This is a genomic window from Crenobacter sp. CS_VA4, assembly GCF_055597485.1.
On record NZ_JBVMAE010000001.1, the window covers coordinates 295,399 to 317,966 of the forward strand.

22 protein-coding genes are annotated in these 22,568 nt (G+C 67.1%); 13 read left to right on the forward strand and 9 right to left on the reverse strand.

Annotation, left to right across the window (positions count from 1 at the left end):
* Positions 1 to 474: 474 nt before the first annotated feature.
* Entirely contained in the window at positions 475 to 2,844 is a 2,370-nt protein-coding gene (gene parC / locus ACZ2IA_RS01435) for a DNA topoisomerase IV subunit A (RefSeq protein ID WP_470290770.1), read from the reverse strand.
* A 74-nt stretch (positions 2,845 to 2,918) separates the two neighbouring features.
* On the opposite strand from parC, the gene ACZ2IA_RS01440 reads away from it, so the two are divergent.
* A complete protein-coding gene (locus ACZ2IA_RS01440) occupies positions 2,919 to 3,389 on the forward strand; it encodes a GNAT family N-acetyltransferase (protein ID WP_470290771.1) in 471 nt (156 codons plus the stop codon).
* Positions 3,390 to 3,491: 102 nt separating this feature from the next.
* Here the strand turns inward: ACZ2IA_RS01440 and ACZ2IA_RS01445 are convergent, their stop codons facing one another.
* Entirely contained in the window at positions 3,492 to 4,232 is a 741-nt protein-coding gene (locus tag ACZ2IA_RS01445; RefSeq protein WP_470290772.1) for a BPSS1780 family membrane protein, read from the reverse strand.
* A 204-nt stretch (positions 4,233 to 4,436) separates the two neighbouring features.
* Between ACZ2IA_RS01445 and tkt the strand changes: the two genes are divergently transcribed.
* The 5 genes from tkt (at position 4,437) to fba (ending at position 10,748) form a co-directional block, all read left to right on the forward strand.
* Positions 4,437 to 6,425: a transketolase gene (gene tkt, locus ACZ2IA_RS01450; protein WP_470290773.1), complete on the forward strand. Its 1,989-nt coding sequence runs from the start codon at positions 4,437 to 4,439 to the stop codon at positions 6,423 to 6,425.
* A gap of 61 nt (positions 6,426 to 6,486) precedes the next feature.
* Positions 6,487 to 7,500 (forward strand): type I glyceraldehyde-3-phosphate dehydrogenase, encoded by a 1,014-nt coding sequence (gene gap / locus ACZ2IA_RS01455; RefSeq protein ID WP_470290774.1) that lies wholly within the window; start codon positions 6,487 to 6,489, stop codon positions 7,498 to 7,500.
* Between the two features lie 185 nt (positions 7,501 to 7,685).
* Complete coding sequence (locus ACZ2IA_RS01460; protein ID WP_470290775.1) at positions 7,686 to 8,867, forward strand: phosphoglycerate kinase; 1,182 nt, start codon at positions 7,686 to 7,688, stop codon at positions 8,865 to 8,867.
* Between the two features lie 96 nt (positions 8,868 to 8,963).
* A complete protein-coding gene (locus tag ACZ2IA_RS01465; protein WP_470290776.1) occupies positions 8,964 to 9,599 on the forward strand; it encodes a LysE family translocator in 636 nt (211 codons plus the stop codon).
* Between the two features lie 84 nt (positions 9,600 to 9,683).
* On the forward strand, positions 9,684 to 10,748 hold the full coding sequence (gene fba, locus ACZ2IA_RS01470) for a class II fructose-bisphosphate aldolase (RefSeq protein ID WP_470290777.1): 1,065 nt from the start codon (positions 9,684 to 9,686) through the stop codon (positions 10,746 to 10,748).
* 144 nt (positions 10,749 to 10,892) lie between these two features.
* Here the strand turns inward: fba and ACZ2IA_RS01475 are convergent, their stop codons facing one another.
* The 4 genes from ACZ2IA_RS01475 to ACZ2IA_RS01490 form a co-directional block, all read right to left on the reverse strand.
* Positions 10,893 to 12,179, reverse strand: a complete 1,287-nt coding sequence (locus tag ACZ2IA_RS01475; RefSeq protein ID WP_470290778.1) for an RNA polymerase sigma factor — start codon at positions 12,177 to 12,179, stop codon at positions 10,893 to 10,895.
* Positions 12,176 to 12,604 (reverse strand): YciI family protein, encoded by a 429-nt coding sequence (locus tag ACZ2IA_RS01480; protein WP_470290779.1) that lies wholly within the window; start codon positions 12,602 to 12,604, stop codon positions 12,176 to 12,178. Before ACZ2IA_RS01480 ends, ACZ2IA_RS01475 begins: the two co-directional genes overlap by 4 nt.
* 205 nt (positions 12,605 to 12,809) lie before the next feature.
* Positions 12,810 to 13,223 (reverse strand): VOC family protein, encoded by a 414-nt coding sequence (locus tag ACZ2IA_RS01485; protein ID WP_470290780.1) that lies wholly within the window; start codon positions 13,221 to 13,223, stop codon positions 12,810 to 12,812.
* Between the two features lie 38 nt (positions 13,224 to 13,261).
* Positions 13,262 to 13,699, reverse strand: coding sequence for a YciI family protein (locus tag ACZ2IA_RS01490; protein WP_470290781.1), 438 nt, complete (start codon positions 13,697 to 13,699; stop codon positions 13,262 to 13,264).
* 528 nt (positions 13,700 to 14,227) lie between these two features.
* Between ACZ2IA_RS01490 and ACZ2IA_RS01495 the strand changes: the two genes are divergently transcribed.
* On the forward strand, positions 14,228 to 14,719 hold the full coding sequence (locus ACZ2IA_RS01495; RefSeq protein ID WP_470290782.1) for a hypothetical protein: 492 nt from the start codon (positions 14,228 to 14,230) through the stop codon (positions 14,717 to 14,719).
* A gap of 103 nt (positions 14,720 to 14,822) precedes the next feature.
* Here the strand turns inward: ACZ2IA_RS01495 and ACZ2IA_RS01500 are convergent, their stop codons facing one another.
* The 3 genes from ACZ2IA_RS01500 to ACZ2IA_RS01510 all read right to left on the reverse strand — a co-directional run bounded on the left by ACZ2IA_RS01500 (position 14,823) and on the right by ACZ2IA_RS01510 (position 18,673).
* Positions 14,823 to 16,730, reverse strand: a complete 1,908-nt coding sequence (locus ACZ2IA_RS01500; protein ID WP_470290783.1) for a B12-binding domain-containing radical SAM protein — start codon at positions 16,728 to 16,730, stop codon at positions 14,823 to 14,825.
* Between the two features lie 247 nt (positions 16,731 to 16,977).
* Positions 16,978 to 18,120 (reverse strand): HPP family protein, encoded by a 1,143-nt coding sequence (locus tag ACZ2IA_RS01505; protein ID WP_470290784.1) that lies wholly within the window; start codon positions 18,118 to 18,120, stop codon positions 16,978 to 16,980.
* Between the two features lie 139 nt (positions 18,121 to 18,259).
* Positions 18,260 to 18,673: a MarR family transcriptional regulator gene (locus tag ACZ2IA_RS01510; RefSeq protein ID WP_470290785.1), complete on the reverse strand. Its 414-nt coding sequence runs from the start codon at positions 18,671 to 18,673 to the stop codon at positions 18,260 to 18,262.
* A gap of 98 nt (positions 18,674 to 18,771) precedes the next feature.
* Here ACZ2IA_RS01510 and ACZ2IA_RS01515 point away from each other — a divergent pair, with 98 nt between their 5' ends.
* From ACZ2IA_RS01515 to ACZ2IA_RS01540, 6 genes are all read left to right on the forward strand, one after another.
* Positions 18,772 to 19,005, forward strand: a complete 234-nt coding sequence (locus tag ACZ2IA_RS01515) for a hypothetical protein (protein ID WP_470290786.1) — start codon at positions 18,772 to 18,774, stop codon at positions 19,003 to 19,005.
* On the forward strand, positions 18,963 to 19,295 hold the full coding sequence (locus ACZ2IA_RS01520; RefSeq protein WP_470290787.1) for a CBS domain-containing protein: 333 nt from the start codon (positions 18,963 to 18,965) through the stop codon (positions 19,293 to 19,295). Before ACZ2IA_RS01515 ends, ACZ2IA_RS01520 begins: the two co-directional genes overlap by 43 nt.
* Positions 19,296 to 19,364: 69 nt before the next feature.
* Complete coding sequence (locus ACZ2IA_RS01525) at positions 19,365 to 19,616, forward strand: MoaD/ThiS family protein (RefSeq protein WP_470290788.1); 252 nt, start codon at positions 19,365 to 19,367, stop codon at positions 19,614 to 19,616.
* A 1-nt stretch (position 19,617) separates the two neighbouring features.
* Entirely contained in the window at positions 19,618 to 20,082 is a 465-nt protein-coding gene (locus ACZ2IA_RS01530) for a molybdenum cofactor biosynthesis protein MoaE (protein ID WP_470290789.1), read from the forward strand.
* Complete coding sequence (gene mobA / locus ACZ2IA_RS01535) at positions 20,079 to 20,669, forward strand: molybdenum cofactor guanylyltransferase MobA (protein ID WP_470290790.1); 591 nt, start codon at positions 20,079 to 20,081, stop codon at positions 20,667 to 20,669. The genes ACZ2IA_RS01530 and mobA overlap by 4 nt, the downstream gene beginning before the upstream one ends.
* 80 nt (positions 20,670 to 20,749) lie before the next feature.
* On the forward strand, positions 20,750 to 22,459 hold the full coding sequence (locus ACZ2IA_RS01540) for a bifunctional metallophosphatase/5'-nucleotidase (RefSeq protein ID WP_470290791.1): 1,710 nt from the start codon (positions 20,750 to 20,752) through the stop codon (positions 22,457 to 22,459).
* Positions 22,460 to 22,568 lie beyond the last annotated feature (109 nt).

Consider the following 22,568-nt stretch of genomic DNA (forward strand, 5'->3'; position numbering starts at 1 on the left):
GGGTCGCCTTTTCTTTGGGTACTTCCTTTTGGCGAAGCAAAAGAAAGTACCTCGTCCCGCCGGGCGAAACCGGCGCTGCAACAGCTCACAAGAATGCCACCAACGACCACCTCTCTCCTTCGACGCCGCCGAGTATGTCACCACCAACGGGGGATGCCAGCGAGCACTGTTCGAGTGCCGGCTTCAGCCGGCGCGAGTTGCGCAGCCGCCCGTTGACCGTGGCACCCACAGGACAGCCCGCAAAGCAAGCCGGCGTCGTAGGGTCGCCTTTTTGCTTCGCAGAAACTTCGTTTTCTTTGGGTACTTCCTTTTGGCGAGACATAAAGAAAGTACCCCGCCCCGCCGGGCGGGACCGGCGCAGCAACAATCCTCACCCATCTCCGAAAGACATCACCCGCCAAAAAAATCGGCCGAACCAACATCCCGCCGGTTCGGCCAACCTTTACACACTGCGCTCATCGCAAGCGCCAGCGCTCACTCCTTCTCGACGCTCTCCGGATCGCGAATCGCCGTCACCGTGCCCTTCTTACCGGATGGCTTGCCCTTCTTGCCGCGCTTGCCGACGAACTCGGCGAGCAGAAGCTTCTCGACGCCATCCTTGCCGCGCGGCCCGGTGATGGCCAGCAGCGCCTTGTCGCCGGCCACCAGGCCGATCGCGGTCAATGCCTCGCCGGCGTCGAGCGCCATCAGCATCAGGCCGCGGCCCTTGGCCAGTTCCTTCAGCTCGCTCGCCGGGAACACCAGCACCCGGCCGTTGTCGGCGGCGGCGACCAACTGCAGCGCGTCGAGCTTGGCCGTCGCGCCCAGCGCCACCGGCGCCAGCACCGTCTCGGTCTCGTCGAGCGCCAGGAACGCCTTGCCGGCCTTCACCCGGCCGGCCATGTCGGCGATCTTGGCGACGAAGCCGTAGCCGCCACTGCCGGCGACGACATAGCGCGCCTCCGCCGGGCCGGCCAGCACCTGCGCGAGCTTCGCGCCGTCCTGCAGCTCGACCAGCGACGTCACCGGCACGCCGTCGCCGCGGCCGGTCGGCACGTCGGCGGCGTCGACGGTGTAGGCGCGCCCCTTGCTGTCGAGCACGATCAGCGGCCAGACGGTGCGGGTCTCCAGCACGCTGGCGAGCGCATCGCCGTCCTTGAAGCTGAGCGTGGTGAGGTCGGCGTGGTGGCCGACCCGGGCGCGCAGCCAGCCCTTCTGCGACAGGATGATCGTCACCGGTTCGTCGGCGACGGTCTGGTTGAGCGTGGCGCGTTCGGCGGCCTTGATCTCGCTGCGACGGTCGTCGCCGTAACGCCCGGCGTCGGCCTCGATCTCGTCGATGATCAGCTGGCGCTTGGCCTCGTCGTTGCCGAGCAGGTGACGCAGCCCGTCGCGCTCTTCGCGCAGCTCGGACAGCTCCTTCTCGAGCTTGAAGCCTTCCAGCCGCGCCAACTGGCGCAGGCGGATCTCGAGAATGTCCTCGGCCTGCGCCTCGGTCAGGCCGAACGCCTTCATCAGGTCGGGCTTGGGCTCGTCCGACTCGCGGATCACCCGGATCACCTCGTCGATGTGGATGAACGCGATCATCCGGCCTTCGAGGATGTGGATGCGCTTATCGACCTGGCTCAAGCGGTGCGCAAGGCGGCGGGTCACCGTCTCGACGCGGAAGTCCAGCCAGTCCTGCAGGATGGACTTCAGGCCCTTCTGGCCGGGGCGGCCGTCCAGGCCGATCATCACCAGGTTGAACGAGCTGTTGCCTTCCAGGCTGGTCTGCGCGAGCAACAGGTTGATGAACTCGTCCGGGTCCTGACGGCTCGATTTCGGCTCGAACACCAGCCGCACCGGCTGCTCGCTGTCCGACTCGTCGCGCACCCGGTCGAGCATCGACAGCATCAGGCTCTTCAGGTTCTGCTGCTCCTGGGAGAGCGCCTTCTTGCCGGCCTTGGCCTTCGGGTTGGTCGCTTCCTCGATCTCGGCCAGCACCTTCTGCGCGCTGCTACCCGGCGGCAGCTCTGTGACGATCACCCGCCACTGGCCGCGCGCCAGCTTCTCCACCTCCCACTTGGCGCGCACCCGCACGCTGCCGCGGCCGGTCTCGTACGCGGTGTGGATGTCCTCGACCGGGGTGATGATCTGGCCGCCGCCCGGGAAGTCCGGGCCCGGCACGTGCTGCATCAGCGCGGCGGTATCGAGCTCGGGATTCTCCAGCAGCGCCACCGCGGCCGCGGCGACTTCGCGCATATTGTGCGGCGGGATCTCGGTGGCGAGGCCGACCGCGATGCCCGAGGCGCCGTTGAGCAGCACCATCGGCAGGCGGGCGGGTAATAATTTCGGCTCGTCGAACGCGCCGTCGTAGTTGGGCACGAAGTCGACCGTGCCCATGTCGATCTCAGACAGCAGCAGGTCGGCCAGCGGCGTCAGCCGCGCCTCGGTGTAACGCATCGCCGCGGCGCCGTCGCCGTCGCGCGAGCCGAAGTTGCCCTGGCCGTCGATCAGCGGGTAGCGCAGCGTGAAGTCCTGCGCCATCCGCACCAGCGCCTCGTACGCCGAGCTGTCGCCGTGCGGGTGGTACTTACCGAGGATCTCGCCGACCACGCGCGCCGACTTCACCGGCTTGGCGCCGGTGGTCAGGCCCATGTCCTTCATCGCGTAGAGGATGCGGCGCTGCACCGGCTTCTGGCCGTCGGCCACCTCGGGCAGCGCGCGGCCCTTGACCACGCTCATCGCGTATTCGAGGTAGGCGCGCTCGGCGTACTGGTCGAGCGCTAGCCAGTCACCATCATCGTCGCTGACGACCGGCGGGTTGCCGGACGGCGGCGGGCTGCCGGCGTCGTCCAGCTCGGGGAACAGGGTTTCACTTGTCATGGGCGCACACACTGCACGGGGCGCTGCCGCCTCGTGCTATGTTGGTTGGGGTATCGATACCGGGGGATTCTACTATGGTCAGCCTGCTGCAGTGGCAGTGCCACCGCTTCGACGGCTTCACGCCGGTCAGCTTGTACCAGGTGCTGCAACTGCGCGACCAGGTGTTCGTGGTCGAACAGCGCTCGATTTATGGCGATGTCGACGGCGTCGACCTCGCCTGTTTGCACCTCTGTGGCCGCGACGGCGACGGCCGGCTCGCCGGCTACGCGCGGCTGATCGCGCCGGGCGACAAGTACCCGGACGCCGCCGCGATCGGCCGGGTGGTGGTAGCGCCCGAGCGGCGCGGCCAAGGCGTCGGCAAGCAGCTGATGACCGAAGCGGTCGCCCAGTGCGCCCGGCTGTGGCCGGGGGCGGCGCTGATGCTGTCGGCGCAGATGATCGCCCAGGAGCTGTATCGCCAATTCGGCTTCGAGCCGGTGGGCGAGCCGTACGACGACGGCGGCATCCTGCATATCGACATGCGCCGCCCGGCGGCTGCCGGTTAGGCCACCGCCCCACCGCGTCGACGGCCTGACGCGGCCCTGAACGCAACAACGCCGGCGGATCGAAACGATCGCGCCGGCGTTGTTTTTACGGCACTGCGTGCGTCAGCTCGGCAACGGTTCGCCGAACACATCGCGCCACGCGGTATAGCCGGTCACGTACATCACCGGGAACCACAGCAACAGCCCGAGCCCCAGCGGCAACAGTGCTAGGCCGAACAGCAGCGTCATCATCAGCCCGCACACCAGCATCGCCGGCCAGTTGAGCAGGCCGCCGCGCACGCCGTTCTTCACCGCCTGCCAGGCGGTCTGGCCAGACAGAGTCACCAATGGCGGGGCGAACCAGGTCGCCGCGCCGATCGCGAAGCCGAGCACCACCGCCAGCACGAACAGCACGATGCTGAAGCCGACGCCGGCGCTGACACTGTCCGCCGCCTTGGCGCCGATCCCCAGCGCCGAGCCGACCACGCCGATCACCAGCAGCGCCGCCGCCACCAGCACGATGCAGAACAGCGCCACGCCGAACAGCGGCTGCAGCGCGCGGCGGAAGCCCTCGAACAGGTCGGACAGCTCCAGCTCGCCGCCCTGGCTCGCCTTGTGCGCGGCCAGCACGAAGCCGCCGGCGAACACCGGCGAGAGCAGGAACGACAGCACCTGGCCGACGCCCGGGATCAGGCTCGCCACCAGGTTGATCACGATGAAGGTCAGCGCCAGCAGCACCCAGGTCAAGGGTTGCGGGCGGACCAGGTAAAACGCCTCGACGATCCAGCGCCAGCCGCGGCCGGCACCGACCTTGCGGGGGGTGACGCCGACCGGCGACGGGTAAAGGGATTCGGGCAGACTCATGGATCCTCCAGCGTGAGCGGCGGCCGATAGGCCACCATGCTATTGAAAAGCTCGACCAAAATGCTGACGAGGTCAAGAAAGGCGCGGTGCGGCCGGTTGCCGCAGCGCGGCATAATCGGCGATAATCCCCTGATTTCGCGGCGCTTCCATTACCCGATGCGGGCGCCGTTTCCGGTTCTTCACAGTCTCGAGGTTTTTTCCGACATGGTCACCCGAACCGAGCTTGCCAACGCGATCCGTTTCCTGTCGATGGACGCGGTGGAAAAGGCCAAATCCGGTCACCCCGGCGCCCCGATGGGCATGGCCGACATCGCCGAAGTGCTCTGGCGCGACTTCCTCTCGCACAATCCGGCCAACCCGAACTGGGCCAACCGCGACCGCTTCGTGCTGTCCAACGGTCACGGCTCGATGCTGATCTACAGCCTGCTGCACCTGACCGGTTACGACCTGTCGGTCGACGACCTGAAAAATTTCCGCCAACTGCACAGCAAGACCCCGGGCCACCCGGAGTACGGCTACGCGCCTGGCATTGAAACCACCACCGGCCCTCTCGGACAGGGTATCACCAACGCGGTCGGCATGGCGTTGGCCGAGAAGCTGCTGGCGGCGCAGTTCAACCGCGACGGCCACACCGTGGTCGACCACACCACCTGGGCCTTCCTCGGCGACGGCTGCCTGATGGAAGGCATCTCGCACGAGGCGTGTAGCCTGGCCGGCACCTGGGGTTTGGGCAAGCTGATCGCGTTCTGGGACGACAACGGCATCTCAATCGACGGCGACGTCGACGGCTGGTTCACCGACAACACCCCGGCGCGCTTCGAGGCGTACGGCTGGCAGGTGATCAAGAACGTCAACGGCCACGACCCGGTCGAGATCACCACCGCGATCCAGACCGCCAAGAAGAGCACCGACCGTCCGACGCTGATCTGCTGCAAGACCACCATCGGCCACGGCGCGCCGAACAAGCAGGGCGGCCACGACGTGCACGGCGCGCCGCTCGGCGCCGCCGAGATCGCCGCCGCGCGCGAGCACCTCGGCTGGCCGCACACCCCGTTCGAAGTGCCGACCGAGATCTACGCCGCCTGGGGTGCCCGCGACGCCGGCGCCGCGCGCGAAACCGAATGGAACCGCCGCTTCGACGCCTACCGCGCCGCCTACCCGGATCTGGCCGCCGAGTTCGAACGCCGCATGGCGGGCGAGCTGCCGGCCGGCTGGGAAGAGACGAAAACCGCCGCGATCGCCAAGATCACCGAAGCCGCGCAGACCGTCGCCACCCGCAAGGCCAGCCAGATCGCGCTCGAGGCGTTCTCGCCGTCGCTGCCGGAATTCGTCGGCGGTTCGGCCGACCTGACCGGCTCGAACCTGACCAACTGGTCGGGCTCGAAGTGGATCGACGCCGTCGGCAACGGCAACTACATCAGCTACGGCGTGCGCGAATTCGGCATGGCCGCGATCATGAACGGCATGACGCTGCACGGCGGCCTGCGCCCGTACGGCGGCACCTTCCTGATGTTCAGCGAATACGCGCGCAACGCCTTGCGCATGGCGGCGCTGATGAAGATCAATCCGATCTTCGTGTTCACCCACGACTCGATCGGCCTCGGCGAAGACGGCCCGACCCACCAGCCGGTGGAGCAGACCGCCACGCTGCGCTACATCCCGAACATGGACACCTGGCGCCCGTGCGACACCACCGAGGCGGCCGTCGCCTGGGCGCACGCGATCGAGCAGAAGACCCGTCCGACGAGCCTGATCTTCAGCCGCCAGAACCTGCCGTTTGTTTCACGTGAAACCCAGCAGGTCGCCGACATCGCGCGTGGCGGCTACGTGCTGCGCGACGCGGCCTATGCCAAAGCGGTGCTGATCGCCACCGGTTCGGAAGTGGAACTGGCGCTGAAGGCGCAGGAAGCGCTGGCCGCCGAGGGCATCGCGGTGCGCGTGGTGTCGATGCCATCGACCAATGTGTTCGACCGCCAGGACAAGGCCTACCAGGCGGCGGTCCTGCCGGCCGGCGTGCCGCGCGTCGCGATCGAAGCCGGCGTGTCCGACTTCTGGCGCAAGTACGTGGGCCTGGAAGGCGACGTGGTCGGCATCGATACCTTCGGCGAATCCGCCCCGGCCCCGGTGCTGTTCAAGGAATTCGGCTTTACCGTGGAAAACGTCATCCAAAAAACCAAGAACGTGATCCAGTAAATCGACGCAGGCCGACCCGGCACAACGACCGGGCGGCCTTTTCATCATTTTGGGAGAGAAAATGACCATCCGTGTAGCGATCAACGGCTACGGCCGCATCGGCCGTCAGGCCCTGCGTTCCATCTACGAATACAATCTGCGCGGCGACTTCGAGATCGTGGCGGTGAACGCCTCGGGCGACCTGGCCACCAACGCGCACCTGACCAAGTTCGACACCGTGCACGGCCGCTTCGCCACCGACGTCAGCCACGACGAGAAGAACCTGATCGTCGACGGCGACGTGATCCCGTTCTTCTCCACCCGCGACCCGCGCGAACTGCCGTGGCGCGAACTGAACGTCGACCTGGTGCTCGAATGCACCGGCGCGTTCACCTCGAAAGAGAAGTGCCAGCTGCACCTCGATGCCGGCGCCAAGAAGGTGCTGATCTCGGCCCCGGGCGGTGACGACGTCGACGCCACCATCGTCTACGGCGTGAACCACGATACGTTGACCGCCGACATGACCGTGGTGTCGAACGCCTCGTGCACCACCAACTGTCTGGCGCCGGTCGCCAAGGCGCTGAACGACGAGCTCGGCATCGTCAAGGGCCTGATGACCACCATCCACGCCTTCACCAACGACCAGGTGCTGACCGACGTGCGTCACAAGGACCTGCGTCGCGCCCGTTCGGCCACCGACAACATGATCCCGACCAAGACCGGCGCCGCCAAGGCCGTGGGTCTGGTGCTGCCGGAACTGCAGGGCAAGCTCGACGGCTTCTCGGTGCGCGTGCCGACCATCAACGTGTCGCTGGTCGATCTGACCTTCGAAGCGGGCCGTGACACCTCGGTCGAGGAGGTCAACGCCATCGTCAAGGCCGCCTCGGAAGGCAAGATGAAGGGTACGCTCGGCTACAACACGCTGCCGCTGGTTTCCAGCGACTTCAACCACAGCACCGAAGGCTCGGTGTTCGATGCCACGCTGACCAAGGTGTCCAACGGCAATATGGTGAAGGTGCTGGCCTGGTACGACAACGAGTGGGGCTTCTGCCAGCAGATGCTGCGCACCGCCCGCGCGCTGTTCGCCGCCAAGTAAGAACCACTCCAAAACCCTTCCGGCGTTGTTGCCCTGCCTTGCCGTACTACTTGTACTGTCTGCGGCAGGGCGGCGAGCAGAACCGCTGCGCTGGGTTTTTGAGCAGTTCTACGCAAGCTTGTCTCACTGATTGCCCACGCCGCGCGCAGGCACCCGCCACGCGCGGCGTCCGTACGGATGGAATCATGCAATTCAAGAAACTGACCGACCTGGATCTGGCCGGTAAACGCGTCCTGATCCGCGTCGACATGAACGTACCGCTGAAGCACGGCGTGCTCGGCGACGACACCCGCATCCGTGCCAGCCTGTCGTCGATCGAATACTGCCTCGAACACGGCGCCGGCGTGGTGCTGATGACCCACCTGGGCCGCCCGACCGAGGGTGAGCCGAAGCCGGAAGACAGCCTGGCGCCGGTGGCGGTGCGGCTGTCCGAGCTGCTCGGCCAGACCGTGCCGGTGAACCAGGGCTGGCAGGGGCGCCCGCCGGAGGTGCAGCCGGGCCAGGTGGTGCTGCTGGAAAACGTCCGCCTGAACCGCGGCGAAAAGAAGAACAACGAAGAGCTGGGCCGCGCCTACGCGAGCCTGTGCGACGTGTTCGTCAACGACGCGTTCGGCACCGCACACCGCGCCGAGGCGTCGACCCACGCGGTCGCCGCTTTCGCGCCTGTCGCCTGTGCCGGCCTGCTGCTGACCGCCGAACTCGAGGCGCTGTCCAAGGCGCTGGAAGCGCCGGCCCGGCCGCTGGTGGCGATCGTCGCCGGCTCCAAGGTGTCGACCAAGCTGACCATCCTGGAGAGCCTGGCCGACAAGGTCGACCAGCTGATCGTCGGCGGCGGCATCGCCAACACCTTCCTGTTGGCCGAAGGCCACGGCATCGGCAAATCCTTGGCCGAACCGGAGCTGGTCGCCGAGGCGAAGAAGGTGATCGCCAAGATCCGTAAGCACGGCGGTGACGTGCCGCTGCCGTCCGACGTGGTGGTGGCCGCCGAGTTCTCGGAAAACGCCGACGACACGCTCAAACAGGTCGACGACGTGACCAAGGACGAGATGATCCTCGACATCGGCCCGGCGTCGGCCGAAGCGCTGGCCGAGATCATCGAGCGCGCCGGCACCGTGGTGTGGAACGGCCCGGTCGGCGTGTTCGAGTTCGACCAGTTCGCCGGCGGCACCGAGACGCTGGCGCGCGCGATCGCCGAGTCGGAGGCGTTCTCGATCGCCGGCGGTGGCGACACGCTGGCGGCAATCGCCAAGTTCGGCGTCACCGACAAGATCAGCTACATCTCCACCGGTGGCGGCGCCTTCCTCGAGTTCCTCGAGGGCAAGGAGCTGCCGGCCGTGGCGATCCTGAGCGCGCGCGCCCAGGACTGACCCTGCGCCGCCGCTGGCCGCATATCGCGGCCGGTGGCGGCGACCAGCCGCTCGGCATACACTGAGCGCTTCGCCACCGCCCGCAGGAAGACCGCCATGTCGCTCAATACCTGGTTGCTGTTCATCACCACCGTATTCTTCGTGTCGGCCACACCCGGCCCGAACATGCTGCTGGCGATGACCCACGGCATCCACTACGGCGTGCGCCGCACGCTGGCGACCTGCGCCGGGCTGATGAGCGCGCTCGGCATCATCATGTTCGGCTCGGCGGCGGGGCTCGGGGCGCTGCTGGCGACGTCGGAGCTGCTGTTCAGCGCGGTCAAATACGCCGGTGCGGCGTATTTGATCTACCTGGGCATCAAGACCTGGCGCGCCACCCCGGCGCCGCTGCAAGAGAGCGAGATCGCCGAGCCGGCCAAGCTGCCGGGCGCCTGGCAGCGCTACCGCACCGGCTTCCTGGTGGCGATGAGCAACCCGAAGGCGTTCATCTTCTTCACCGCGCTGTTCCCGCAGTTCATGGACGCGAAACTGGCGCAGGGGCCGCAACTGGCGATCCTGGCGGCCAGCTTCTTCGTGATCGAGAGCAGCTGGCAGCTGGTCTACGCCGGCGGCGGCCAGAAGATGGCGAGCTGGCTGAACAACGCGCGGCGCCTGAAGATGGTCAACAAGGTGTCGGGCGGCTGCTTCGTCAGCGCCGGCGCCTTGCTGACCAGCGTGTCGCGGCACGCCTAAGCAGTACGCTTAGGCCGAACGGCCCACTAGACAACACGGCGCGACGCCACGGCGGCGCGTCACCCGATAATCCTGGAGAAAAGTATGGCACTCGTTTCGATGCGACAGCTGCTGGACCACGCAGCGGAATACGGCTACGGCCTGCCGGCGTTCAACGTCAACAACCTCGAGCAGATGCGCGCGATCATGGAAGCGGCCGACAAGGTCGACGCCCCGGTGATCGTGCAGGCGTCGGCCGGCGCACGCAAATACGCCGGCGCGCCGTTCCTGCGCCACCTGATCCTGGCCGCGGTCGAAGAATTCCCGCACATCCCGGTGGTGATGCACCAGGACCACGGCACCAGCCCGGACATCTGCCAGCGCTCGATCCAGCTCGGCTTCAGCTCGGTGATGATGGATGGCTCGCTGAAGGCCGACGGCAAGACCCCGGCCGACTACGACTACAACGTCGGCGTGACCCGCACCGTGGTCAACTTCGCGCACGCCTGCGGCGTGTCGGTGGAAGGCGAGATCGGCTGCCTGGGTAGCCTGGAAACCGGCAAGGCCGGCGAGGAAGACGGCGTCGGCGCCGAAGGCGTGCTCGACCACAGCCAACTGTTGACCGACCCGGAAGAAGCCGCCCAGTTCGTCAAGGACACCGGCGTCGATGCGCTGGCGATCGCGATCGGCACCAGCCACGGCGCGTACAAGTTCACCCGTCCGCCGACCGGCGACATCCTGGCGATCGACCGCATCAAGGCGATCCACGCCCGCCTGCCGAACACCCACCTGGTGATGCACGGTAGCTCCTCGGTGCCGCAGGAGTGGCTGGCGATCATCAACGAATTCGGCGGCGAGATGCCGGAAACCTACGGCGTGCCGGTCGAAGAAATCGTCCAGGGCATCAAATACGGCGTGCGCAAGGTGAACATCGACACCGACCTGCGTCTGGCGTCGACCGGCGCGGTGCGTCGCTTCCTGGCGCAGCACCCGTCCGAATTCGACCCGCGCAAGTTCCTGGCGGTGTCGACCGTGGCGATGCGCGACATCTGCATCGCGCGCTACGAGGCGTTCGGTGCGGCCGGCATGGCCAGCAAGATCAAGGCGATCAATCTCGACACGATGGCGGCCAAGTACGCGAAGGGTGAGCTGGCACAGATCGTGAAGTAAGCGCTGGTTTAGCAGTGAAAATGCCGCCCCGATGGGGCGGCATTTTTTATGGGCGGTGGGACGAGCCCAAGGTTGGCCGAACAGCACGATGCGTTGCAGCAGCGACACCGCCACTCGCCATAAAGCGCGAGCCGCGCCCTTTCGTCAGCGCGGCTCGGGCGGTACCGAGCCGCGCGCGCATGCTCGGGCGCGCTCGAGGAGCAGCTCGCGCTCGCGGGCGTTGCGCGTGAGCGAGGCCGCGCGCTCGAACTCCGCACGGGCCTCGTCGAGGCGGCCGAGCTTGGCGAGCAGGTCGCCGCGCACGCTCGGCAGCAGGTGGTAGCCCTTGAGCGACGGCTCCGAGCTCAGCGCCTCGACGAGCTCGAGCCCCGCGGCCGGACCGAACGCCATCGCGAGCGCGACCGCACGGTTCAGCTCCACGACCGGGGACGGTGCGAGCTGGGCGAGCGCGTCGTAGAGCGCCGCGATGCGCGCCCAGTCCGTCTCCTCCGGCGTGCGCGCTCGCGCGTGACAGGCGGCGATCGCGGCCTGCAACGCGTACGGGCCGAACGCACCGCCGAGCGCCTCGGCACGCGCAAGCGCCGCGAGACCGCGACGGATCAGGAGCCGATCCCAGCGCGCGCGGTTCTGTTCGAGCAGCAGGACCGGTTCGCCCGACGGGCCGATCCGCGCCCGCGCGCGCGACGCCTGGATCTCCATCAGCGCCACCAGGCCGTGGACCTCCGGCTCGTTCGGGACGAGCTCGGCCAGGATACGGCCGAGACGCAGCGCCTCCTCGCACAGCGCCGGCCGCATCCAGTCGTCACCGGCAGTCGCCGCGTAACCTTCGTTGAAGACGAGGTAGATCACCTCGAGCACCGACGCCAGCCGCGCGGCGAGTTCGTCCCTTCGCGGCACCTCGAACGGGACGCGTGCCTCGGTGAGGGTGCGCTTGGCGCGGACGATGCGCTGCGCGACGGTCGGCTCCGGAACGAGGAACGCCCGGGCGATCTCATCGGTGGTCAGCCCGCCGAGCAGGCGCAGCGTCAGCGCGACGCGCGCCTCGGTCGAGAGCACCGGATGGCAGGCGGTGAACACCAGGCGCAACAGGTCGTCGCCGATATCATCGTCGAGCGCGGCGTCGACGTCCTCCCCGGCCAGCTCCTGCTGCACCTCGAGCTCGCGGCCGAGCTCCTCGTGCTTGCGCTCGAGCAGCTTGCGTCGACGAAAGTGATCGAGCGCACGATGCTTGGCGGCGGCCATCAGCCAGGCGCCCGGATTGTCCGGGATGCCCGACTCCGGCCAGCGCTCGAGCGCGATGACCAGAGCGTCCTGCGCCAGCTCCTCGGCGAGGCCGACGTCACGCACCATGCGCGCGAGGCCGGCGATGATCCGGGCGGACTCGATCCGCCAGACCGCGTCGATCGCGCGGTGGGTGGCGGAAGTCGTCATGCCTCCCGGCGCGGCCCGAACTGCGCCGGCATCTCGGGAAACCCGGCCACGACCTGTTGGACGTCGGCCGGGAAGTCCGAGAAATCCTGCACCTGGCGAATCTCGATCACTTCGTTGGCCGAAGCGGGGCAGCGCGACGCCCATTCGATCGCCTCTTCCTTCGACTTCACCTGGATCATCCAGTAGCCGCCGACCACCTCCTTCGCCTCGGCGAAGGGCCCGTCGGTCACCTTCGGCTTGCCGCCTTCGAACGAGACGCGCGCGCCCATCGACGGCGGGTGCAGACCATCGAGCGCGAGCAGCACGCCGGCCTTCTGCAGCGCTTCGTTGTATTTCATCATCGCGGCGACGGCCTCGGCGCTCGGCATGGCGCCCGGCGCGGCGTTCTCGTAGCCCTTTGGGATCATCAGCATCATGAATCGCATCTTGTCACTCCTTGTGGTTGCGAGCGGGGCTGCCGACCGGCACGACCGGCCAGGCCATCGCTCTTTAGAACCGCTAACAAACCCAGCGCAGCGCTCCCTGCTAGGCGCGCCGCCGTAGACAGTACGGCAAGGCGGCGCAACAACGCAGGGAGGGTTTTGTTAGCGGCTTCTAAGTACGACGAACGAGGCCTGGCGAAATCGACACCTAAGCGGCCACGATGATCATCCACGACACGCCGAAGCGGTCGGCCACCATGCCGAAGCACGGCGAAAAGAAGGTCTTGCCGAGCGGCATCTGCACCTGGCCACCGTCGGCCAAGGCCGCGAACAGTCGCTCGGCCTCGGCCTGGTCGGACACCGAGAGCGACAGCGAAAAGCCCTGGAAGCTCGGCTGCCCCTGGCTGCAGCCGTCGGACGCCATCACCGTGGTCTCGCCGATGCGGAAGCTCGCATGCATCACCTTGTCCTCGGAGCCGGGCGGAACCATGCCCGGTTGAGAGGGCTCGGGGCTGTCCTTCATACGCATCAGCATCAAGACCTCGGCGCCGAGCGCGCTGCGGTAGAACTCGACCGCCTCTTCACAGCGGCCGTCAAAAAACAGATAGGGCTGGACTTGCATGACGTTTCCTTCTCAAGCGTTGGGGTGATGTTTCGGGTTTAGCGCTTCGCGGCGTTCGCCAGTTGCTCGACCTCTGCACGCATGCGCTCCTCGGCCTCCCTGAGCTCGGGCGTGAACTCGGCGCCGAAGTCTTCCGCCTCGAACACCTGGCGGATCTCGATCTCGACCTCGCCGTCGAGCGCCGGCCAGCGCTTGACCCATTCGATCGCCTCTTGCTTCGAGTTCACCTGGATCAGGCAGAAGCCGGCGATCAGTTCCTTGGTCTCGGTGAACGGCCCGTCGATCACGGTCGGCTTGCCACCCGATAACCTGACACGCGCACCCTTCGCGCTCGGCTGCAGCCCTTCGCCGGCCAGCATCACCCCGGCCTTGGTCATCTCTTCCATGTACTGCCCCATCGCGGCAAGCAACGGCTCGCTCGGCATCACGCCGGCTTCGGTGTCCTTATCGGCCTTGCGCAAGATCATGAATCGCATCGTAGTGACTCCTTCTGGTTTGGGGTTGGGAGCTCTGGGCCGCCGGACGGTCTCGACCGGCTAAACCTAGGCTCTACTGACACGTCGAACGAGCGGCAGCGAAATCGACAGGTTCAGTCGCTTTTTTTTTTTGGGAAAGACTGCTTAAGTGTCGGCGATGCGGTGACTTTTTCCATCTCGCGGTCGGTGATGGTGCGGCGGTCACGCACAAGCACCCTGGCGCGGCTGCGCTGCCCGGCCTCCTCATCGACCCACGTAGACCCCGATTTCTGCGCCGGGCCTCACCCTGACTAGGCCCTCCCGCCAAAAATTCAGAACAGGCTTTCAATAATATATTGTCATTGAAATTTTCCGCAATAAAAAATAAACGTCATCGAACCGGCCGGCCATGCCAAACCCGCCGCCGCACGATATGGGCGCCCCCCAAACGCGGATCAACAAATGTATAATCTGACCGCTTTACAATAGGCCGCCCAGCCTATGCATCGCGATGACTGTTGCCGCGATTTATTACCGACGGCAACGGCAATGCAAAACCTCAAAGAGAGAAATATGAGAATAGTAAAAACAATCCTTGCCACGATTATTTTGAGCCTGTCACTGACAGTAAAGGCCGAAGTAAAAATGCACGGTCTGCCAATAAAAATCGGCGACTCCGTTGAAGAAGTACAGAAAGCACTGGGTACCAAAATGGAGCCGGAACCTTATCAGTCGCCAGGCGCGCAGACGGCAAACCCCGTGAAGAAGCTTCAACTTCGTTTGAAGACGAAAGGAATCTGGGTAATTTTTGAAAAAGAGAAAGCCACCACCATTCGGGTGGATGCGCCTTTTTCGGGGAACATTGGCGGTGTGAAACTCGGCGATCCCGAACGCAAAATCGAAAAGACGTTCGGCAAGGCCATAAAACAGGGCAGTTTGGGTTCGTCCACCACGTACCAGTATTACTTTAACGACATCACCACAACGCAATTTGTCGTTAATAATGGCGGGACGCTTGAGACCATCTTCCTGCTTAAATGACAGCTAGTCTCTACCGGTGAATCCAGCACGGCTCGGCGGCGCGATGCCGCCGAGCCGTGCTGGCAAGCTGCAGGGCTAGGGGAGTCCGACCCGGGAATCGGCACTAGCGCGCCGACAGCGCCCGCTCGATGAAGTGATGCGGCACCCGTGAACGCGGCACCCGGCCGGCGAACCAGCGGCGCACGTCCTCCTCCAAGCCGATGCCGTGCATGTAGTTGTAGAGCGCCTTGTTCAGCGCCTGGCCGAGCGCGGCGTGGTCGACGCCGGTCGGGTCGATGAAGCCGACGTCGTTCTTGGCGAAGTTGCCCTGCGGCAGCGGCTCGAGCGTCACGCCATATTCCTCCGGGTTCTGCCCGACCGGCGAGTGCACGGTGCAGGCGAAGCGGTGGAAGAAGCCGGACTGGATGCAGCCGGACTCGAACAGCTGGCGCACGTATTCGAGCGCGTCGACGGTGTCCTGCACGGTCTGGGTCGGGAAGCCGTACATCAAATAGGCATGCACCAGGATGCCGGCCTCGGTAAAGCCGCTGGTGACCCTCGCCACCTGCTCGACCGATACGCCCTTCTTCATCAGCTTCAGCAGCCGGTCGGACGCGACCTCCAGCCCGCCCGAGATGGCGATGCAGCCGCTGTCGGCCAAGAGCTGGCACAGCTCGGGCGTGAACGACTTCTCGAAGCGGATATTGCCCCACCAGGAAATCGCCACATTGCGACGCAACAGCTCTTCGGCCAAGGCCTTGAGCATCTTCGGCGGCGCGGCCTCGTCGACGAAGTGGAAGCCGGTCTGGCCGGTCTCGGCGACGATCTTCTCGATCCTGTCGACCAGCTCGGTTGCCGACGCGGTCTCGTAGCGCGAGATGTAGTCGAGCGTCACGTCGCAGAAGCTGCACTTCTTCCAATAGCAGCCGTGCGCGACGGTGAGCTTGTTCCAGCGTCCGTCCGACCACAGCCGGTGCATCGGGTTGAGCATGTCCAAGAGCGACAGGTAGCGGTCGAGCGGCAGGCCGTCCCAGGTCGGCGTGCCCCATTCCTCGAACGGCACGTCCGGTTCGGGGAAGTGCTGGTAGCGCACCAGCCCCGCGTCGTCGCGCACGAAGGTGCGCACCAGCCGCGCCTGCGAGCGCTTGCCCTGCAGGTGGTCGAGCAGGGCCAAGAGCGGGCGCTCGCCCGAGTCGAGCGTGACGAAATCGAAGTAGTCGAACACCCGCGGTTCGGCCAACTCGCGCAGCTCGGTGTTGACGAAGCCACCGCCGAGCACGGTGACGATGGCCGGGTTCTGCGCCTTGATCGCCTGCGCGATCCGGAACGCGGCGTAGACCGCGCCCGGGAACGGCACCGACACCAGCACCACGTCGGGCGCGTGCCGCGCGATCGCTTCCAAGGTCAAGTCGTGCAGGGTGCGGTCGACCAGGTTGAGCGGCGCGGCCAGCGCGTCGGCGAGCGGGTCGAAGCTGGCCTGGCTCATCGCCAGCGATTCGGCGTAGCGCACGAATTCGAAGCGCGCATCGACCGCGTCGCGCAGCACGTCGGCGATATCGTTCAGGTACAGGGTGGCGAGATGCCGGGCGCGGTCCTGCAGGCCGAGCGCGCCGAACGCCCAGGCGAGCGGGTCGCCGCCGTCTTCGTCGATATAGACGTCGAGCGACTCGAAGCGCGACCCCTCGGGCAGGAAGTTGCGGCCGCAGATGCGGTGGCCGACAGTAGAGTCGCGCCCCTGCAGGAACGCCATCGTCGGCGTGATCGTGGCGCGATAGCGGTCGAACTGCTCGAGAAACGCCTGGACGCGGAACGAGCGCTGGCGCGCCGGCAGCGCCTCGCTGCGCTCGCGGATAGACAGCAGCCCGTCGCCGGAGAACAGCTTCAACACCAGCGCCAGCGCCAGGTCTTCCTGCACCGCGTCCACGCCGCGCGAGCGCAGGAAGCCGGTCAGGTAGGCGGTGGACGGGTAGGGGGTGTTGAGCTGCGTCATCGGCGGAATCACCGACAGCACGCGCAGGGCCTTGCTTACCATGCCAAGGCCCCCGTCATGGGGTAGCCGGGCCGAGGCGACCCGTTTCGATTGCTGATGTTCGTGTTCATGCACCGCGCCCTTCCTTGTACGCCGATGTTACGCGCGCACACAGGCTGACGCGGCCCTCTATTTTGCCAGAATCGGCGCCTTCGATCAGACCGTGCACGCCGAACGGCGCCGGTCGCGTCGAAGCCATCCCGCCTGAGCGGCGGGTGAATACCAAGAGCACTGGTCCGAAACGGCGGAATCAGCCGCGCCGCAGCACACCGGCGTACAGCGCCGCAATCAGGTCCGACTGGGTCAGCATCCCGACCAGGCGGCCGGCGTCGTCGAGTACCAGCAGATGGTGCAGGCCGCGGTCGGTCAACAGTGGCACCGCGTCGACGATGGGCTGCGTGGCGGCGACGCACACCACCGGCGAACTCATGATCGCGCCGACTTGCGCGGCGCGGTCACGTTGGCCGAACAGCTTCATCAGCCGCTCGCGCAGCCGTCCGGGCTGGCCGTCGATGCGCCTGAGGAAGTCGACCAACGCCAGCACGCCGAGCACCCGGTGGTCCTGATCGACCACCGGCAGCGCGCGGATGCGGTGGCGGCGCAGGCGTCGCCACGCCTCCTGCAGGCTGGTCTCGGCGCCGACGGTGATCAGGTCGCGGCTCATGACGTCGGCGCAGCTCACGCCGTCGTGTGCGCGCTCGGCGGCGTAGCGTTGCGCCAAAGCCAGCACCTCGGCCAGGTCGTCGCGGCCGATGTCGAGCAGCTCGCCGTAGTGCGCCAGCGCCGCGTCGAGATCCTGTGCCTGCACGCCGAGCCGCGCCAGCGGCGGCACGTCGTCGACGAGGTGCGGGTTGGCCGCCGGCAGCGGGCGCGGGTAGGGGTGGCGCAGCCACAGATTGTTCAAGAGCAGTGCCATCCCCAGCATCAGCAGCGAGTTGAACAGCACCGGGCTGATCACGAAGGCGAAGCCGAGCGCCTTGATCGCCGGGCCGCCGATCACCCCCATCACCGCGATCGAGCCGGCCGGCGGGTGCAGGCAGCGCAGGAAGGTCATCGCCATGATCGAGAAGCCGACCGCGCAGGCGGCGGCCAGCACCGGTTGTCCGATCAGCTTGGCGCACAGCACGCCGATCGCCGCCGACACCAGGTGGCCGCCGACGAAGGACCACGGCTGCGCCAAGGGGCTCGCCGGCAGCACGAACAGGATCACCGAGGCCGCGCCCATCGACGCGGCCAGCCACGGTGCATCGCCGACCGTCCAGTGGGTGACGGCCGCCGACACGCCGATCGCCAAGAGCGCGGCGAGCCCGGCCTTGATCTTCTGCGCCGGGCTCAGCGCCATCGGCTCCGGCCACCAGCGCCGCCAGGCGAATAATTGCAACAGGGAAGACATGGGAAGAGCGTCCGGTAGCCGGTAGCGGCATGGGTTGATCGGAGCGACTACAGGGCAGCCGCCGGGCGCGCTGCGGCGTCGGCAGATTTTATATCGTGTTGTGATATAGTCAAGCCGGTCTTGCGCGACCGCGGCCGCGCTACGCCCGAAAACCGATCGCCGGGATCTTCAGCTCGCCCTGCACCTCGGCCAGCTGCTGCTGGTGCTGCAGCGCCAGCTCGGCCAGCAGCGCCTCGCCGTGGCCGGTCAGGTGCACCTCGACGCAGCGCTGGTCGCTGCGCCCGGGGCGGCGCTCGACGAGATCGGCCTTCTCGCAGCGCGACACCAGCGCCACCACGCTGTGATGGTGCGACTGCAGCCGTTCGGCCAACTCGGCGACAGTCGCCCATTCGCGACCCGGGTAGCCCTTCACCTGCAACAGCAGCAGGTACTGCAGCACGGTGATCCCGTGCTCCTGGGCCACCTCCTCGCTGAAGCGCAGGAAGCGACGCAGCTGGTAGCGGAATTCGGCGAGCTCTTCGTAATCGGCCTTGGCGAGCGGCGGCGTGGACATGGGAGACCTCGATGCGGACAGGCCCCCATGCTAACCGCTGTGGCCGACGGGTCAACCCGGGCGCGCAAGACTTCACCCACCCCCACCGGAAACCGACGATGAACCACAAACGCGACTTTGCCGTCGCCCCCGGCCAGGCACGCCTGGCCGGACTGGCGCTGGTAATCGGCGTGCTCGCCAGCGGCGGCGCCTGGCTGCTGCTGACGCTGATCCGCCTCTTTATCAACCTGTTCTTCTACCAGACGCTGTCGGTGGCCGCGCGCTCGCCGGCCGGCACCGCGCCTACCCGGTGCTCGACGACGGCCGTTATCTGGGCCTGCTCGACGAGCTGACGCTAGTCCACCTCGCCGCCGCGCACCCGGCTGACACGAAGCTTGCCGGCCTGCTCGATGCGACCGCGCAGCCGTTCGCCTTGCCCGGCGACAGCGGCCGGGTGCTGGCGAGCCGGCTCGCGCAGCAGGGGCTGGAGCGCATCGTGGTGCTCGATAAGGCCGGCGGGCGCCTGCTCGGCCTCATCACCCGCAGCGACCTGCTCAAGACCGCGTTGGCGTTCCATGCCGAGGAACAGCACGCCGAGCACCACGCGCTATGGCGCCGACCTAGCACCCGTCCGGCGGATTAGGCGCTCTGTGCATTGGCCTTGGCCGCCGCATTCTTTACACTTGAAACAATCTATCGCGGAGTGCGCAGCATGACCCTGAACCTGATTTACTTCGCCCGGCTGAAGGACACCTTCGGCCGCGGCGGCGAAACGCTCGACAGCGACGCGGCGAGCGTCGCCGAACTGTTGGCCGAACTGGCCTCGCGCGGCGGCGTGTGGGCCGACGAACTCGGCACTGGCCGGGTGTTCCGTGTCGCGATCAACCAGACGATGGCGCAGCCGGACACGCCGCTTGCCGCCGGCGACGAGGTGGCGATCTTCCCGCCGGTGACCGGAGGCTGAGATGGGCGACTTCACGATACGCGTCGGCCATGCCGAATTCGAGCCCGGCGCCGAGATCGCCGCGCTGTCCGGCAACCCGGCGGCCGGCGCGATCGCCAGCTTCGTCGGCCTGGTGCGCGACTACGGTGATGCCGCGCACGTCACCGCGCTGGAGCTGGAACACTACCCGGGCATGACCGAGGCGGAGCTGACCCGCATCGTCGGCGAGGCGCGCGAGCGCTGGCCGCTGAACGGCGCGACGATCGTCCACCGGGTCGGCTACCTGCCGCTCGGCGAACCGATCGTGTTGGTGGTGGTCGCCGCCGGCCACCGCCGCGACGCGTTCGCCGCCTGCGAATTCCTGATGGACTACCTGAAGACGCGCGCGCCGTTCTGGAAGAAGGAGTACTACCAGGACGGCACGAGCCGCTGGGTCGACGCCAAGGACAGCGACGACGACGCGGCGACGCGCTGGATGGCGCAATGAGCGTGCCGGCCTATTCGGCGCTGGTGCTGGCCGGCGGCAGCGCGCGGCGCTTCGGCGGCGCCGACAAGGGGCTGCAGCTGCTCGCCGGCCGGCCGCTGATCGAACACGCGCTGGCGGCGCTGGCCGCGCAGCAACCGCCGCCGGCCGAGATCCTGATTTCAGCCAACCGCCACCTCGACGTGTACGCCGGCTTCGGCCACCCGGTCTTGAGCGACAGCCTGCCCGGTTTCCAGGGTCCGCTGGCCGGCATCGCCGAGGGCCTGGCGCACGCTCGGTGCGACTGGCTGGTGACGATGCCGTGCGACGTGGCGCGGCTGCCCGCCGACTTCGTCGCACGGCTGTTCGCCGAGCGCCACGGCGCCAAGACCGACGCGGTGATCGCCTGCGACGCGCACTCGCTGCACCCGACGCTGGCGCTCTTGCACCGCCGCGTGCTGCCGCGGCTGATCGAGTTCCTCTCCGGCGACAGCCGCCGGCTGCGCGACTGGCTGGCCGGCCTCTACACCCGCGAGGCCTTCTTCGCCGAGCCGTTCCCGAACCTGAACACCCCCGAGGCGCTCGCCGCGCTCGAAGCGATCACCCGCTAAACCATTCGTCATAAAACAGTGAGCCGCATGTCATATGCGGCCCTTACCCTCCTCGGTTTCGTTCACCGAGGAGTATCTGCATGTCTTTGCGTCCCCTGCTGCTGGCGCTCGCCGTCGGCGCCTTGTTCACCGGCTGTCAGAACGGTTCGGCCACCGGCGCCCCGACCGCGGCCGTTGCCGACGCCACCCAGCCCAACACCACCCCGGTGCCGGTGCGGCTGATCGCAATCAACGACTTCCACGGCAACCTGGAGACCCCGTCCGCCACCGTCACCGTCCCCGACCCGAACGACGCCAGCAAGACCGTCAAGCTCGCCGCCGGCGGCGTCGACACGCTGTCCGCCTGGATCAAGCAGCGCCGCGCCCAGGTGCCCAACAGCGTGGTGGTGTCGGCCGGCGACCTAATCGGCGCCAGCCCCTTGATCTCCAGCCTGTTCCATGACGAGCCGACGATCGAGGCGATGAACAAGCTCGGCCTCGACATCAACGCGGTCGGCAACCACGAGTTCGACGACGGCCAGGACGAGCTCATGCGCATGCAGCAGGGCGGTTGCAAGCCGGGCAGCACCACCAGCTGCCAGAACGGCAACTTCACCGGCGCCAAATTCCGCTTCCTCGCCGCCAACGTCGAGAAGGCCGACGGCAAGACGCTGTTCCCCGCCTACGAGATCAAGCGCTTCGGCGGTGTGCCGGTCGCGTTCATCGGCATGACGTTGAAGGGCACGCCGGACATCGTCACCGCCGCCGGCGTGCAGGGCCTGTCGTTCAAGGACGAGGTCGCCACCGTCAACCAGCTGGTGCCGACGCTGAAGCAGCAGGGCGTCAACGCGATCGTCGTCGTCGTGCACGAGGGCGGGCTGCAGACCGGCAGCTACAACGACTGCCAGGGCATCTCCGACGCGATCGTCAACATCGTCAAGGGCTTCGACAAGGCGGTCGGCCTGGTGCTCACCGGCCACACCCACCGCGCGTACAACTGCGTGATCGACGGCCGCCGCGTCACCAGCGCGTACAACTACGGCCAGATGTTCACCGAGGTCGACTTCCAGCTCGACCCGACCACCGGCACCATCGTACCGGCCACGCTGAAGGCGACCAACCGCATCGCCACCCGCGACATCGCCCCGGACAGCGTGCTCACCCAGCTGGTGAGTCTCTATAAGACGCTGGTGGCGCCGATCGCCAACCGGGTGTCCGGCTACGCCGCCGGCAACCTGCCGAAGAGCCAGAACGCCGCCGGCGAGTCGGTGCTGGGCGACGTGATCGCCGACGCGCAGCTGGCCGCCACCGCCAGCCAGGGCGCGCAGCTGGCGCTGATGAACCCGGGCGGCATCCGCGCCGACATCACGCCGGCCGCCGACGGCAGCGTCACCTACAACCAGCTGTTCACCACCCAGCCGTTCAACAACCTGCTGGTGACGCTGACGCTGTCCGGCCAACAACTGGTCGACCTGCTCGAGCAGCAGTGGACCGATCCGGCCAAGATGCGGGTGATGCAGGTGTCTAGCACGCTCGCCTACAGCTACTCCGCCGCGGCGCCGGCTGGCAGCAAGGTACAGGTGGGCAGCGTCACGATCAACGGCCAGCCGCTGCAGCTCGCGCAGGACTACCGGATCACCGTCAACAGCTTCATGGCCGACGGCGGCGACGGCCTGACCGTGCTGAAGCAAGGCCGCAACCGGGTGGTCGGCAGCGCCGACATCGACGCGCTCGACGCCTACTTCAAGGGCTATAGTGCGTCCAGCAAGCTGCCGGTACCGAGCGCCCAGCGCATCACGCTGCTGCCGTAAGTACCACCAAGCGGTCCCTCGCACGCCCGGCCTCGCCGGGTGTTTTGGTTCTGTTCGCCGCCGCCCGGCGCCGCTACGATGGGCTGTCGTCATCGCCCTAGCGAGTCCC

What these genes read in the sequence shown, in the direction of transcription:
- parC (WP_470290770.1), bottom strand. Translation starts at nt 2,844, where the DNA reads ATGACAAGTGAAACCCTGTTCCCCGAGCTGGACGACGCCGGCAGCCCG.
- ACZ2IA_RS01440 (WP_470290771.1), top strand. Translation starts at nt 2,919, where the DNA reads ATGGTCAGCCTGCTGCAGTGGCAGTGCCACCGCTTCGACGGCTTCACG.
- ACZ2IA_RS01445 (WP_470290772.1), bottom strand. Translation starts at nt 4,232, where the DNA reads ATGAGTCTGCCCGAATCCCTTTACCCGTCGCCGGTCGGCGTCACCCCC.
- tkt (WP_470290773.1), top strand. Translation starts at nt 4,437, where the DNA reads ATGGTCACCCGAACCGAGCTTGCCAACGCGATCCGTTTCCTGTCGATG.
- gap (WP_470290774.1), top strand. Translation starts at nt 6,487, where the DNA reads ATGACCATCCGTGTAGCGATCAACGGCTACGGCCGCATCGGCCGTCAG.
- ACZ2IA_RS01460 (WP_470290775.1), top strand. Translation starts at nt 7,686, where the DNA reads ATGCAATTCAAGAAACTGACCGACCTGGATCTGGCCGGTAAACGCGTC.
- ACZ2IA_RS01465 (WP_470290776.1), top strand. Translation starts at nt 8,964, where the DNA reads ATGTCGCTCAATACCTGGTTGCTGTTCATCACCACCGTATTCTTCGTG.
- fba (WP_470290777.1), top strand. Translation starts at nt 9,684, where the DNA reads ATGGCACTCGTTTCGATGCGACAGCTGCTGGACCACGCAGCGGAATAC.
- ACZ2IA_RS01475 (WP_470290778.1), bottom strand. Translation starts at nt 12,179, where the DNA reads ATGACGACTTCCGCCACCCACCGCGCGATCGACGCGGTCTGGCGGATC.
- ACZ2IA_RS01480 (WP_470290779.1), bottom strand. Translation starts at nt 12,604, where the DNA reads ATGCGATTCATGATGCTGATGATCCCAAAGGGCTACGAGAACGCCGCG.
- ACZ2IA_RS01485 (WP_470290780.1), bottom strand. Translation starts at nt 13,223, where the DNA reads ATGCAAGTCCAGCCCTATCTGTTTTTTGACGGCCGCTGTGAAGAGGCG.
- ACZ2IA_RS01490 (WP_470290781.1), bottom strand. Translation starts at nt 13,699, where the DNA reads ATGCGATTCATGATCTTGCGCAAGGCCGATAAGGACACCGAAGCCGGC.
- ACZ2IA_RS01495 (WP_470290782.1), top strand. Translation starts at nt 14,228, where the DNA reads ATGCAAAACCTCAAAGAGAGAAATATGAGAATAGTAAAAACAATCCTT.
- ACZ2IA_RS01500 (WP_470290783.1), bottom strand. Translation starts at nt 16,730, where the DNA reads ATGGTAAGCAAGGCCCTGCGCGTGCTGTCGGTGATTCCGCCGATGACG.
- ACZ2IA_RS01505 (WP_470290784.1), bottom strand. Translation starts at nt 18,120, where the DNA reads ATGTCTTCCCTGTTGCAATTATTCGCCTGGCGGCGCTGGTGGCCGGAG.
- ACZ2IA_RS01510 (WP_470290785.1), bottom strand. Translation starts at nt 18,673, where the DNA reads ATGTCCACGCCGCCGCTCGCCAAGGCCGATTACGAAGAGCTCGCCGAA.
- ACZ2IA_RS01515 (WP_470290786.1), top strand. Translation starts at nt 18,772, where the DNA reads ATGAACCACAAACGCGACTTTGCCGTCGCCCCCGGCCAGGCACGCCTG.
- ACZ2IA_RS01525 (WP_470290788.1), top strand. Translation starts at nt 19,365, where the DNA reads ATGACCCTGAACCTGATTTACTTCGCCCGGCTGAAGGACACCTTCGGC.
- ACZ2IA_RS01530 (WP_470290789.1), top strand. Translation starts at nt 19,618, where the DNA reads ATGGGCGACTTCACGATACGCGTCGGCCATGCCGAATTCGAGCCCGGC.
- mobA (WP_470290790.1), top strand. Translation starts at nt 20,079, where the DNA reads ATGAGCGTGCCGGCCTATTCGGCGCTGGTGCTGGCCGGCGGCAGCGCG.
- ACZ2IA_RS01540 (WP_470290791.1), top strand. Translation starts at nt 20,750, where the DNA reads ATGTCTTTGCGTCCCCTGCTGCTGGCGCTCGCCGTCGGCGCCTTGTTC.